Raw genomic sequence first — 13,556 nt, 5'->3', positions numbered from 1 at the left:
AGTGAATTAAGACGGAAGAAGAGTTCATGCGAAGCAAGACTCAGCGAAGCGCAGGTCGCCACCGCAAAATCACCACCTCGCAGACCGCGAAGGGGCGTCTGGCGGTTATGACCATCGCGGCTGGTGCCGTGTCTACCGCAGGCGTTGGCGGTGCGGCAGCAGGCACCATTCAATCCGCCGGCACCGGCGAGACCAAGGCGCAGTCCATCGATTACACCTTGCAGGCAGACACCGATCCGCTCAAGGACGCACAGGCCGCCGTTGAGGACGCAGCACCGCAGATCCTCTCCATCGCAGAAACCAAGCCGGTCGCTGACCTCTCCACGCAGCTAGACAAGGCCATTCAGGCCGCTGATGCCCGCGCCGCCGCCGATGAGGCAAGCCGCGCACCTTCTGTAGCCCGCCCGGCAGAAGGTACCTTCACCTCGGACTTCGGCCCCCGCTGGGGCTCCTTCCACTCCGGCATCGACATCGCTAATGCCGTGGGCACCCCGATCCTCTCCGTTATGGATGGAACCGTCATCGATTCCGGCCCAGCTTCCGGCTACGGCCAGTGGATCCGCATCAAGCACGATGACGGCTCCATGAGCGTTTACGGCCACATGCAGACTCTTGACGTCGCTGTTGGCGAGCGCGTCCACGCTGGCCAGAAGATCGCCGGCATGGGTTCCCTCGGCTTCTCCACCGGCTCCCACCTGCACTTCGAGATTCACCCCACCGGTGAAGGTGCCGTGGACCCGGTTCCGTGGCTCGCAGAGCGCGGCATCGACGTCGCTTAAAACTCACGCGACCAAACCTTCCAACACCACCTAGGCGGCATAGAGCAGATTCGCTCTATGCCGCCTTTGCGCATTTCATCCCCTCCCACCGAGGGACAGGCGCGTAGAGTCGTGCGCCATCGCTCGGGACACCGGACGGGGGTAGCCACCACCCTCCGTTCTGGAACCTCTTGCCAAGCCAGTAGTTACCCGGTAACTTACCGGGTATGCACCGAACTAGTCCTCCCCTTGTCCTCCGCGCAGGAGGTGACCATGTCCGTCAAACACTCCGTTCTTGCGCTGCTCAGTGATCAACCTTCCACAGCCAGCCACATCAAGACCCGCTTTGCGGAGACCTTCGACAACCTCTGGCCGCTCAACATGGGCCAAGTAGCCCAAACCCTAAGCCGCTTAGAGCGCGATGGGCTCATCGCCACCGACGGCGAGCTCACCGGCCCCACTGGACGCCGAGCCACCAGCTACGCCATCACCCCTGACGGGCGCGCAGAGCTCTCGCAATGGTGGAAGTCCACCTTGCACAGTGACGCCATCGAGCGCGATGAGCTCGTGCTCAAAGTGTCCCTTGCCGCTCGGCGCTCCGACGTCGACGTTATCGCCGTCCTTGACGCCCAGCGTTTCGCCACCGTTCGCCAGCTCCGCGAACTCAACCGCCGAGCCTCAGAATTGCCCGCGGAGCGCAGCGCCCAGCGCTTGGCCGTGGAGCGCCAAATCTTCGACTTGGAATCTCTCTCACGTTGGCTCGACCGCGTGGAATCTCTGACCAACCCGACCACCCCCACCGCCGCCGAGGAGGAACCGCGATGACCCCCGACTCCGTGCCCACCACCCAGCACATTCCTTTCCCGCTCGAACTCGAAAACATCACCTGTGTCTTCGGCAGCGGCGCTCGCCAGGTCACCGCGCTGGATTCCGTCAACCTGCAGCTGCAACCGGGCGAGTTGGTAGCCGTCATGGGCCCCTCCGGCTCCGGCAAATCCACGCTGCTCAACGTCGCAGGTCTGCTCCAACCACCAACATCAGGACGCGTGCTTCTCGACGGCGCCGATGCCTCCCAACTCTCCAAGGCAAAGGCCGCAATTGCGCGCCGCCGCCACTTGGGCCTCGTGTTTCAGCACTTCAACCTGGTCTCTTCCCTGACCGTTGGTGAAAACGTATCCCTTCCCCTTGAACTCGATGGCCTATCGCCTGCGCAGTGCCGTGAGGCAGCAGAGGAAGCGCTGAGCGAGGTCGGCCTCGACGGCACCATTGACCGCTTCCCCGAGGAAATCTCCGGTGGTCAGGCCCAGCGCGTGGCGATTGCCCGCGCGCTCATTGGACCGCGCAAAGTTCTGCTCGCGGATGAGCCCACCGGTGCCTTGGATACCTCGACGGGCGAGGAGATCATGAAGGTTCTACGCGCGCGTATCGACGCCGGTGCTTCCGGCATTCTGGTCACCCACGAGCCACGTTTCGCGGGCTGGGCCGACCGCGTCGTTATGGTTCGCGACGGGCGCCTGACCGGTGAGGAGGTGCGCTAATATGTCCGGCATTAATGCCGCCACCCGCCCGACGAGGCGCGACCTCAAGCTTCATCCATGGCGCACTCTGGCCGCCGTGATGCTCATTGCCTTGCCGGTGGCCCTAGTCATCGGAATTGCGCTCTTTGATAATTCCTCCGGACGGCTCTCCGCAGCCTTGAGCTCGCCCGATCGGTCCCTTCAGGTGAGCAACGAGCGTCAGGACATTGCCAACGAAGACGTTCCCCGCCTGGCCGCCCAGGTGCTGCCAAAAGGCCTCAGCGTCAGCCCGGTCACCACTTTTTCTAGCACGTCACTTATCCATAATGGGAAGTCAACCAACTCCTGGGTAGATCAGTTCGACACAGAGAATCCGCCGGAACCGGCACAGGAGGCCGTCGATAAGTTCAACCTTGGCCCCAACCAGGCAGTTCTGTCGCGTTCGACCGCACGCAAGATCGACGCCTCCGTCGGAGACGTCATCACCGTGCGCACCAACGCCCTCAGCGGCGATCGCCAAGCCACAGTCGCGGCCATTGCTCCCGAAAACTATGACTTTGTCACCTCCCCCACCCTCAATGACGCTCTCAGCGACCCGTCCTTTCAGATACGCACATCCTGGGTCATCGTGGGTGACACGCCGCTGACCAAAGAGGACGCCGACCGCGCCCATGAAGCTGGGCTGGAAATCTGGGCACCGGAGCTGCGAGATACGGACCGACCCGATTCTGAGTCGGATTCCTTTGGTGGAATCCTGAGCAGCATTCTTTTCGTGCTTTTCTTCTTCGGCCTCTACGCCATCGCCGGATTGCTCATCCTTTTCCTTCTCGCGCCCGTCTTCACGCTGGCTACCGGACGCAATACGCGCCTGTACGCGCTGATGTCGAGCCAGGGTGCATTACCACGCCACATCATGTTCGCAGTGATGGCCTATGGCCTGCTGATGGGACTAATCGGCGCCACCATCGGTGTGATCGTTGGCCTCACGGTCTCGTGGGTGTGGTGGACAGCCCGCTATCCGGACTTTGCTGCACGCCTGCCCTTCCTAGCGATTGCTCTCGCGTGGCTCGTGGCGGTGGCAGGCTGTGTCATTGTCTCCATCGTTCCCGCATGGTTGGCACAACGTGGTGCCCTCTCCGCTGCAATCCAGGGAGCCGCTCCCGACCGCCTGCTGCGCTTTAGGAAGTGGATGGCCATCGGCCCGGCCTTCCTGCTTCTGCTCGTGCTCTTCAGCTTCAGTCCATGGGGCGGGTATATCCCCACGGTGCTAGCTCTCTTCGGAGTCATCGCGGTCGCCGCGTCTGCCCCCGCTTTGGTCTTCCTATGCTCCCTGTTGTCTCGCCGCGGTCCACTCGCGTTACGACTGGCTGGACGCGGCCTTACCCGGCGCAGCATGCATGCCTTGCCGACGTCCATCGCTCTCGTATCGGTCTCCTTCACAGCCTCCCTGTTTGGTGTGGGCGTCATGACCGATAGCGCAAAGAGCGTAGCCGAAGAAGCGCTCGTTATGCCGGAGACCACAGCGCTGATTGAGGAGACAACGTTTGACCAACCAACGCAGGTGTCCACGCCGGAAGAACGCGCAGCGGTAGAGGCCATCCAGCAGGCTACCGGTGCTCGCACACACTCCTTCTATGCTTTCCCCTCGTGGACCACGTCTTTTAGCCTTCCTGACGATGGTGAATTCTATGAGCTCAGCACCGAATTTGACTACCAGTGCGAACAGGTCGATCTCAGCAAACCAGTTGAGAGGGCAGTCTTCGTGGACAACCAAGGGCGGCGCACCGATGAGTCCGAAGAGGCCCGTCAAGAGTGCGCGCACGAGTTGATGACGTCATTTCCTTATAACCCGTTGATCTATCAAAGCAGGATGGTTCAAACGGATTCTTCCCAGCTTGAGCTCTGGCAGTTCGACTCGGAGGAGGATCGACGCGCTGCGGCACAGACGTTGGATGCCGGCGGCATCGTGCTTCCCCACAGCAGCCACGTCGGGGATAGCACACATGGAACGGTGACCGTAAAATCCTATAACCGCATTGACAGCCAAGACCCGAGCGGAACGCAGGAGGCGGATCTACCAATTGTGGAGGCCCTCCCCACTGCGGCCCGCGACGTGGTCTTGATTAGCCAGCAGGCAGCAGAAAAGCTGAACATGGAGCCCTTCTACGTGGGCCAAGCCCTCACGTTCGACGAACCCCCAAGCGAGTCAGAGCGCGAAGAGCTGCGAGACCTGACAGCGAGCGCCTCGCAGTCGCAATACTCGCTAAGCTTCGCAGTCACTACTCCCGAGAACTTCCGCTACTACCTGGGCCTCGGAATGGGGATCGTCTGCCTCATCGTGCTCGCGCTCATCATTGCCAACGCAGCGAGCAGCATGCGCCAGGAAAGCACCGTGCTGCAATCCATCGGCGCCCACCCTTCGCTGATGGCCAAGGTAGCGGCGTGGCAGACCTGGATGCTGGCCACCGTAAGCATGCTTTTCGGCGTGATTGCCGGTCATCTCGGCACGTACTTCTTTGCCGATAGTTCTGGATTCGTTTTCTCGACGCCACCTTATGGTCTGCGCCCGCAAGACTACTTCACCCCGGATTGGTGGCAATTCCTCGCCGTGCTTGTTGTGCCGCTTCTGGCCGCCGCACTGGCGGCTGCGGTGAATCGCAGCGACAAGACGGGGCCGCTGACCGCACGGGATCGCAGCGAATCACGTTCGCTGACATAGCTCCGTACGCCCCGTTGTTCCCTGGCCGAGCTTTCGGCTGGGGAACTACTCTTTTCACACCCCCATAGCCTACCCCCATTCTTTAAACCTCTACTTTACCTCTGTAACAATTTTCACTTCTTTCACATATGTAACACGCTGGGGTGTTCGATAGTTTTTCGAACAATCCCTGTATTTACCTGCATTTTTAGACGTTGCGCAGGGTGATAGCTCGGGATAGTTTGTATCTCGTTGCCACAGAGCCTCAGCACGCGGCTGCACCCGCGCCGGCGTGTCGCAGGCTTCAAGGCGCATAACGGCTGTATGGCCGTGCCCTATCGCTCACAAGCTTCCTGCCGCTGACGCCGGCGGAAGCGAGCCACAGCAGGACTTAAGGACGTGAAGTTATGAAGCGCACGCTCAGCGCACTCGCCGCCGTGGCGGTCACCACCGCTACCGTGACGGCCCCAGCGTTCGCCGCCGAACCGGCAGCAAGCGTGGATGTCTCCGACGGGTCCAGCCAGGGCCCGACTGCCGACGACGTCGAAGTCAAGGAAGACTCCAAGGCCGACCTCTTCAAAGCATTCTCCGGGCTGCTCGTTTCGACGGCCGGGGCCCTCAACGGGGCATCCACTCCGGAGATCAACTCCACGCAGGACGGCCTCGATATCGTCCTCGACCCCTCCAGCATTCCCGGACTCGCTGAAGCCTTCGCGCCGCAAGGCGATCACTCCGGCCTCACCCCTACCCGCAGCCAGGACGCAAACGGTAACACCGTGGTCTTTCCGACCTCCGGAACCTTCACCTCCGGCTTCGGACCGCGTTGGGGTTCCTTCCACAATGGCATCGATGTAGCGAACCCAATCGGCACGCCCATCTACGCCGTCATGGATGGAGAGGTCATCTCCTCCGGCGCAGCCCAGGGCTTCGGCAACTGGATCCGCATCCAGCACGACGACGGCACCATCACCGTCTACGGTCACATGCCCAGTGATCAGCTCTTGGTCGACGTCGGTGACCGCGTCACGGCCGGCGACCAAATCTCCGTCATCGGCAACGAGGGCCACTCCACCGGTCCGCACCTGCACTTCGAAGTGCACCCGGGCGGTGGCGCAGCCGTTGACCCGGTGGAGTGGTTCAGCGAGCGCGGCATCCACATCTAAAGCTTTAGAGCTTTTCCATCGGCACACCGCCGATGAGCATGAGGCGGACCTTGCCCGCTGAGCCGAAGTCCACGGTGACCGTCGCCCGCGCACCGGTTCCGGAGGCTTCGATGACCGTGCCCAGCCCGTACTTCGCGTGGTTGACACGGTCCCCCACAACTAAATTGAGATGGTTATTCTTCGGCATTGATGTCGCCGAAGCTGGTTTGCGCGAGCGCTGCGAAGGGGAAGACGCAGCGCCCCGCGAGCCATAGCCGCCCCCACGGGACCCAAAGAACCCGCTATCTGAGCCGAAGGTTCGTCCGTATTGGTAGGAATCATCTCCACCCCACGCGCCGGACAGCGAGCTGTCTGGTTCTTCACGGCGCCAGTCGATGAGGTCTTCCGGGACCTCGGCGAGGAAGCGGCTGGCCGGGTTCGTCACCGGGTTACCCCAGGACGAGCGGAGAATCGCGCGCGTGAGGTAGAGCTGTTCCCTAGCACGCGTAATACCCACGTAGGCGAGGCGGCGCTCCTCACTGAGCTCCTTCGGGTCCCCCAGGGAGCGCATGTGTGGGAATTGACCATCCTCCCAGCCGGTGAGGAAGACAACTGGGAACTCCAGACCCTTCGCGGTGTGCAGAGTCATCAACGTCACTACTCCGGACTCATGATCCGGAATCTGGTCTGCATCCGCCACCAGCGAGACCTTTTCAAGGAAGGCTTGAAGCGAGCCCGGCGCGGCTTCGCCTTCCGAGAGCTCCGGGGCTTCCTCTGCGTCTGCGCCCATAAAGGCCATCTCATTGGCCGCCTCAGAGCTGAACTCGCGGGCCACCGATACCAACTCGTTGAGGTTGTCTAGGCGCGCCCCGTCCTGCGGGTCATTGGAGTTTTCCAACTCCGCGCGGTAGCCGGTGGCGTCCAGAAGCGCGTTGAGCAGCTCCCCCAAATCCGGCTGGCCCGTCACCTCATTGACCATGCCCGGAATCTGTGCGCGCACGCCATCCATCATCTCGTTGAATTTGGTGACGGCATTCACCGCCCGCGTGCCAAGGCCTGCAACCTTTCCTTCCGCCGCATCACGGAGAGCCGCCCCAAAACTAACGCCAAGGTTCTCCGCATGCAGAGCGATCTGCGCCTGCGCCTTGTCACCGATGGCGCGTTTTGGCACGTTGATGATGCGGCGCAGGCTCACCGTGTCATCCGGATTATCCATAATCCGCAGGTAAGCCACCATGTCCCGGATCTCGCGGCGCTCGTAGAAGCGCGTGCCGCCAACCACCTTGTACGGGATGCCCGAGCGCACGAAGATATCCTCCAACGCGCGGGAGGCGTTATTGGTGCGGTACATCACCGCAATATCGGAATACGCCGTGCCCTTATCCGCCAGGGAATCAATTTCTGAGGCGATATACCGCGCCTCGTCGTGCTCGTTATCCGCCACGTACCCGACGATCTTGTCGCCTTGGCCGTGGGCGGTCCACAGATTCTTCTCGCGACGGCCCTCATTCTTCGCAATCACCGCATTCGCAGCGTTCAGGATGGTCTGCGTCGACCGGTAGTTTTGTTCGAGCAGAATCGTGTGCGCCTGCGGGTAGTCCCGCTCAAACTCCTGGATATTCCTGATGGTGGCGCCGCGGAAGGCATAAATCGACTGATCAGAATCACCCACCACACACAGTTCCGGGGCATCCGGCGGCAGCTCGCCCCTGCCCACCAAGGCCGAAACGAGCGCGTACTGCGCGTGGTTGGTGTCCTGGTATTCGTCGATAAGCACATGCTTAAAGCGGCGGCGATAAAACTCCACCACCTGTGGGTGCTGGTTAAAGATGCGCACCACTTCCCCGATGAGGTCATCGAAATCCACCGCGTTCGCGGCGCGCAGGCGGCGCTGATACTCCTCGTACACGCTCGCCACAGTGAGCTCAAACGGATTCTTCGTCCGCTCTGCCTCCGCCCGGGCCTGCTCCGGAGAGATGAGCTCGTTCTTCCGGTTCGAGATCTGGTTAGCCAAAACACGCGCAGAGTACTTCTTCAGATCCAGCTGCATGTCTTTGGCAATCATGGTGAGCAGTCGGCGCGCATCATCACCGTCATAAATGGTGAAGTTCGTGTTCAACCCCGGCACCAGTTGGGCATTGTTGCGCAAGATGCGCACGCAGATGGAGTGGAAGGTAGACACCCACATCCGCTCCGCCACGGGGCCGACAAGCTGGCCGACGCGCTCCTTCATCTCCGCGGCTGCCTTGTTGGTAAAGGTAATGGCGAGGATCTGCCACGGCGCTACCCCGCGCTCGCGCATGAGATAGGCAATGCGACGGGTCAACACCGCGGTCTTTCCCGAGCCCGCGCCGGCCACGATGAGCAGCGGTGAGCCCGAATGCGTCACGGCCTCCTCCTGTTGCGGGTTTAAACCTTCCAGCAGAGGATCATTTCCCTGGCTTAAAGGGGCATCCGCGTTGTGCCCGGGCGCGGGGAACAGGCCGCCGGCGGAGGTGTCGGCGGAAGGATCAGACGAAGAACGAGGCCTAAACGGAGAAGTGTTGTTCATAATGCTCTCCAACCTACTAGCACCACCGGACATTGCCGTCCACGCCGCTTCTTATCGACGAATACCGACGTCACAGCACGCGATTCCCGTTTGTCTTAGCGTGGTGGCACAATCTTCACTCATGAGCGCTTCACATCCTGACACCGCAGATTCGGGCTTAAACCCCGAGCACCAAAACCCCAACGTCGTGGACAACGGCTTAGACATCCGCATGCCCTCGGGCACGGATGACCCGCTCAGCGATGCCGAGATTCAGCGCTACCGCGAGGAGATCAACCGCCTCGACCGCGTGATCCTCGATGCTATTAAGCGCCGCACCGATATTTCCCGCACGATTGGTAAGACGCGCATGAGCTCGGGTGGTACCCGTTTGGTACACACCCGCGAAATTGCCATCCTCAATGAGTTCCGCGACGAGCTCGGCGAGGAGGGCCCCGCGATTGCCTCTGCCCTGCTGCGGTTGGGGCGCGGCAAGCTCGGCTAATCTAGCACCAACTCGGACTAATCCCCAACGCACGCGCACCTGAACTAGCGGTGTTTTAAGCTCTCAGCATGCATGTGTCCTCTCGCCCCGCTGTTGTTCTCACCGCAGCTGTCACTGCCTTAGTTTTGACCGCCTGCGGCAGCTTTTCTTCACCTGAGACCTCAAATTCCGCTACTCCACTCGACCATCCCTCCGTCAGCGACTCCGAACGCAGACAAGGTTCCGGAGCATCCGGAACAATGCAAGGCTCCGAAGAGGTCCTCGACGGCGATGCGCTCTGGGTTAACTCCACTGAAATCCCCCATGCAGAGCTGCTTGAGCCCCGCAATAACTTGTACAACGCACTAAAAGCCGACTACTACATGGACGTGGGAGTATTGACGCCGGGTGCGGCTATCTATAACCGCACGAATGATGGCCGGTGCTCTACCGGTCATTTCGCCGGCGATGGGCAGCGCCTCTTTATCCTTACCGCCGGACACTGCGGGGACAAGGGCGACAGCTTCTACTATGAAGATCGCTCCGGCAGCGAGGTAGAGATAGGCCAGATGGTAATGAAGGCCAGCAACACCAACACAGATAGCATCAACTCGGCCGACATTGCGCTGATCGAAGTGTCCAACCCCGACGCCGAAGTATCTACCTCACCGGCGCTCAATGCGCCTTTAGCCGGATGGATGAGCCTGGAAGAAATCACGCGAAAGAAGCCCACGTTGTGCTTTGCCGGTTCCACAGCAGGCATTGCCTGCGACCCTTTCATCGACCGATTCGGTGCTCAAGGGCTTTTCACCTTCGGCAGCTACAGCGATACCGGTGATAGCGGTGGTCCTGTCTACGCCTCCATCGACGGCAAACTATATGCAGCAGGAGTCGTGTCCTTTGGCGACTATTACGATTACTCCGGCTCCGAGACGGGCGCCATGGAGATCGCAAACACAATGAAGCAATTCGGCCTCAAACTTTACGCCTAGCTCAACCCAGCGCAGCCTTCTGTCTCGGCACCGAAGAGATTTCTGGACTACGGTGGACACAGTAAGTTTCATGTCTGCTACCTGCCAGAAAGGCTTTTGCAATGGACATCACCGCTCAGCCGCAGTGGGCCGCGCTCACCTCGCTTTTTGAGAGCAAGAAGGACCTCAACCTGCGTGAGCTTTTTGCTAACTCCGCTTCCCGCGCCGCAGACTTTTCTTTCGATGCTGCGGGCCTGCACGTGGACCTGTCGAAGAACCTCATCGATGAGGAAGTCGTCACCGCTTTGGTGGATCTTGCCCGCGCCGCGGACGTCGAGAGCCGCCGCGACGCCATGTTCACCGGCGAGCACCTCAACAACACCGAGGACCGTGCTGTGCTGCACACCGCGCTGCGCCTGCCTGTGGAGAAGGACTTGAGCGTCGACGGCCAAGACGTCGCCGCCGACGTCCACGAGGTTCTGGGCCGCATGCGTGACTTCGCCACTGCGCTGCGCTCCGGTGCGTGGCTGGGGCATACGGGCCACACCATCAAGAAGGTCGTCAACATCGGCATCGGCGGCTCCGACTTGGGCCCCGCCATGGCTGCCAAGGCGCTGCGTTCCTACGAGGTAGCGGGTATCAGCGCGGAGTTCGTTTCTAACGTCGACCCGGCGGACCTCGCCGCGACTCTCGACGGCCTCGACGCCGGCTCCACCCTCTTCATCGTGGCCTCCAAGACCTTCACCACCCAGGAAACCCTGGCCAACGCTCACGCCGCACGCCGCTGGCTGATTGAGCAGTTTGATGGTGATGAGTCGGCCGTCGCCAAGCACTTCGTTGCCGTTTCCACCAACGCGGAGAAGGTCGCGGAGTTCGGCATCGACCCCCAGAACATGTTTGGCTTCTGGAACTGGGTGGGCGGCCGCTACTCCGTTGATTCCGCTATCGGTCTGTCGCTCATGTGCACCATCGGCCCGCTGGACTTCATGCGTTTCCTCGAGGGCTTCCACGCCATGGACGAGCACTTCCGCACTGCGCCTCTGGAGCAGAACGTGCCGGTGCTCATGGGCCTGCTCGGCGTTTGGTACTCCAACTTCTTTGGCGCGCAGACCCACGCGGTGCTGCCTTACTCCGAGGACCTCGGACGCTTCCCGGCCTACCTGCAGCAGCTGACTATGGAGTCCAACGGCAAGTCCGTGCGCCGCGACGGCACCGCTGTCACCACCGGCACCGGTGAGATTTACTGGGGTGAGCCGGGCACCAATGGCCAGCACGCCTTCTTCCAGCTCATGCACCAAGGCACCCGCCTCATCCCGGCGGATTTCATCGGCTTTGCCCGCCCGAAGGAGGACTTCCCCACCGCGGACGGCACCGGTTCGATGCATGACCTGCTCATGGGTAACTTCTTCGCGCAGACCAAGGTGCTGGCTTTTGGTAAGACGGCGGAAGAGATTGCCGCCGAGGGCGTGGACCCGGCCGTGGTCCCGCACAAGGTGATGCCGGGCAACCGCCCGTCCACCACGATCCTGGCGGAGGAGCTCACCCCGCAGGCCCTCGGCGCGCTCATCGCACTCTACGAGCACATCGTCTTCACCCAGGGCATCATCTGGGACATCAACTCCTTCGACCAGTGGGGCGTGGAGCTGGGCAAGCAGCAGGCCAATGACCTGGCACCGGCAGTCTCCGGCAAGGAGGAGGCCGCATCCGGCGACGGCTCGACCGATGCTCTGATCGGTTGGTATCGCAACCACCGCTAAGCACTGCTTGGCGACGTCCCCCGGCCGAACGGTCGGGGGTTCACCCGTTTTTAGCGGGCAATCGACGTGCGAGATCGCCAAGGCCGCGGATGCCCTGTGGGCATCCGCGTGACGATTTACTTGTCGGGCGGACCCTGTGGGCTCGCCCGCGTGGCGGTTTACCCGCCGGGCGGTCCGAGTCCGCGTTGCGCGGCTTGATATGCCACTTGAGCGGTGATTGGTTCTCCCCAGGGCGGGATGTAGTCCACACCGCCGCGAATCCTAAACACGTAGCCAGCACCTGTTGGTTTCTCTGGGTCGTCATCATTAACGCCGTTGTGATAGGCACACAACATTGTCAGATTCGGTGGATCGGTGGTACCTCCTGCTTTCCACGGCACTAGGTGATGCACCTGGGCATAATCAGCAGGTTTATTACATCCCTTCCTGGCACAGGTGGGATGCTCGGCGCTGGCCATCATGCGCTGCTCAAACCCGGCTAAACGCTTCATCCGGTGCAGCCACACCGGCCCGATCGTGGGGTGGATGAGGGTTACGTAGCCGATCTCGGCGAACTTGTAGTTCAGAAACTCCGCGCCGGTCATCCGGCCGCCATTAGTTAGCTCAAGCACGATGTCATCACCATCGCCGCTAACAATTTTGTCGAGCTTGTCCAAGGTGACGACCACGCTGGTGAGCACCGCCGGTTTGGTTCCGCCGTGGGATTTATTGAAGAAGACGTGGTTGGCTGCTTCCAGCAGATTGCTCTGGTTGATGGATTCCAGCACGCCGCGCATCTCAGTGACGGTCAGAGGGTCATCAGTAATGGTCAGCGAGTGCGGCCCATCAGCACGGTAGGTCATGCGCACCCCAGGCGTAGGAATACGTTTAGGCTTGAGCTCCTTTAAGCGTTTTGCCGCCACGGCTGGGATGTTCGGCGCCGGTGTGCCGGCCAGCTTGACCCGTAGGTTCCAGGCATGCAGCTGGTTCTTCAGCTTCTTCGTGTAGGCCTCGATGAGGCTCAGCGTGGCCAGGTCATGGCCTTGTTCGGCGGCTCGGCTGCGGGCCGTGCGTTGCTTACCCGTGAACTTGGTGGCTCCGAAGTAGATGTAGTTTAAGCGCGCCATTTCGGCGGCGTCGGCTGATGAAGCGCCGAGTGCGCGTAATCGCTTCTCGCCTCCTACCGCTTGCTTCACCAGTGTGATCCCCGAGTTGCGGTAGGAGAAATAGGTTTCTAAATCCCCCATGACTCAGCACACTAAACCACCCTGAGCTACCCCGCAACCGGAGACAGAAACGCTAGAGCTTAATCATCGATTCCCAGCCAAAGGGGATGCGGTCAGAGTCCACGATCTTGCGGCCGAACGGGAAGCACGTCACCGGGATCATCTTCAGGTTGGCCAGAGCCACCGGGATGCCCACAATGGTCACGGCCTGCGCCGCTGCAGTGGTGACGTGGCCAATAGCCAACCACAGGCCAGCGACAAGGAACCAGACAACGTTAGAGAACCGAGACATGCCACCGGTACCTTTGACCGGTTGAATGACGGAGCGCCCGAAAGGCCACAGCGCGAAATTCGCCATACGCATCGAGGCCACACCGGCAGGAATCGTCACGACGGGGATGCAGGCCAGGATGCCTAGGAGAAAGTAGCCCAGTGCGAGGACAAGGCCACCAGTTGCCAACCAGATGATGTTCAAAATGATCTTCATGCATCCC

At 61.1% G+C, this 13,556-nt stretch carries 11 protein-coding genes; 8 read left to right on the top strand and 3 right to left on the bottom strand.

Annotated features, from left to right (window positions below; translation table 11 throughout):
* Window positions 1-26 precede the first annotated feature (26 nt).
* The 5 genes from R3O64_RS04175 (at window position 27) to R3O64_RS04155 (ending at window position 6,136) form a co-directional block, all read left to right on the top strand.
* The gene (locus tag R3O64_RS04175) at window positions 27-779 is read left to right on the top strand and encodes a M23 family metallopeptidase (protein WP_339017351.1); all 753 of its coding nucleotides are present in this window, start codon (window positions 27-29) and stop codon (window positions 777-779) included.
* 252 nt (window positions 780-1,031) lie between these two features.
* Window positions 1,032-1,583, top strand: a complete 552-nt coding sequence (locus R3O64_RS04170) for a PadR family transcriptional regulator (RefSeq protein ID WP_070520673.1) — start codon at window positions 1,032-1,034, stop codon at window positions 1,581-1,583.
* Complete coding sequence (locus R3O64_RS04165) at window positions 1,580-2,296, top strand: ABC transporter ATP-binding protein (protein ID WP_070531636.1); 717 nt, start codon at window positions 1,580-1,582, stop codon at window positions 2,294-2,296. The genes R3O64_RS04170 and R3O64_RS04165 overlap by 4 nt, the downstream gene beginning before the upstream one ends.
* Window position 2,297: 1 nt before the next feature.
* On the top strand, window positions 2,298-4,994 hold the full coding sequence (locus tag R3O64_RS04160) for an FtsX-like permease family protein (protein ID WP_339017350.1): 2,697 nt from the start codon (window positions 2,298-2,300) through the stop codon (window positions 4,992-4,994).
* A gap of 386 nt (window positions 4,995-5,380) precedes the next feature.
* Window positions 5,381-6,136, top strand: coding sequence for a M23 family metallopeptidase (locus R3O64_RS04155; protein ID WP_339017349.1), 756 nt, complete (start codon window positions 5,381-5,383; stop codon window positions 6,134-6,136).
* 4 nt (window positions 6,137-6,140) lie between these two features.
* On the opposite strand, the gene pcrA is transcribed toward R3O64_RS04155, so the two are convergent.
* Window positions 6,141-8,666, bottom strand: a complete 2,526-nt coding sequence (pcrA, locus tag R3O64_RS04150) for a DNA helicase PcrA (RefSeq protein WP_339017348.1) — start codon at window positions 8,664-8,666, stop codon at window positions 6,141-6,143.
* A gap of 121 nt (window positions 8,667-8,787) precedes the next feature.
* Between pcrA and R3O64_RS04145 the strand changes: the two genes are divergently transcribed.
* The 3 genes from R3O64_RS04145 (at window position 8,788) to pgi (ending at window position 11,857) form a co-directional block, all read left to right on the top strand.
* Window positions 8,788-9,150 (top strand): chorismate mutase, encoded by a 363-nt coding sequence (locus R3O64_RS04145; RefSeq protein ID WP_070563325.1) that lies wholly within the window; start codon window positions 8,788-8,790, stop codon window positions 9,148-9,150.
* Window positions 9,151-9,389: 239 nt separating this feature from the next.
* Complete coding sequence (locus R3O64_RS04140) at window positions 9,390-10,121, top strand: S1 family peptidase (RefSeq protein WP_239248570.1); 732 nt, start codon at window positions 9,390-9,392, stop codon at window positions 10,119-10,121.
* A gap of 101 nt (window positions 10,122-10,222) precedes the next feature.
* On the top strand, window positions 10,223-11,857 hold the full coding sequence (gene pgi / locus R3O64_RS04135; RefSeq protein WP_239248571.1) for a glucose-6-phosphate isomerase: 1,635 nt from the start codon (window positions 10,223-10,225) through the stop codon (window positions 11,855-11,857).
* A gap of 158 nt (window positions 11,858-12,015) precedes the next feature.
* Here the strand turns inward: pgi and R3O64_RS04130 are convergent, their stop codons facing one another.
* Together R3O64_RS04130 and R3O64_RS04125 are read right to left on the bottom strand one after the other, a co-directional pair.
* On the bottom strand, window positions 12,016-13,083 hold the full coding sequence (locus R3O64_RS04130) for an HNH endonuclease signature motif containing protein (RefSeq protein WP_339017347.1): 1,068 nt from the start codon (window positions 13,081-13,083) through the stop codon (window positions 12,016-12,018).
* Window positions 13,084-13,135: 52 nt separating this feature from the next.
* Window positions 13,136-13,549, bottom strand: coding sequence for a YccF domain-containing protein (locus R3O64_RS04125; RefSeq protein ID WP_070686355.1), 414 nt, complete (start codon window positions 13,547-13,549; stop codon window positions 13,136-13,138).
* Window positions 13,550-13,556: the final 7 nt, after the last annotated feature.

It is taken from the genome of Corynebacterium hesseae (genome assembly GCF_037850265.1).
In the GTDB taxonomy this organism is placed as follows: domain Bacteria; phylum Actinomycetota; class Actinomycetes; order Mycobacteriales; family Mycobacteriaceae; genus Corynebacterium; species Corynebacterium hesseae.
The sequence above is the reverse complement of the archived record's forward strand: the minus strand, read 5'-3'. Positions and strand labels throughout refer to the sequence as shown.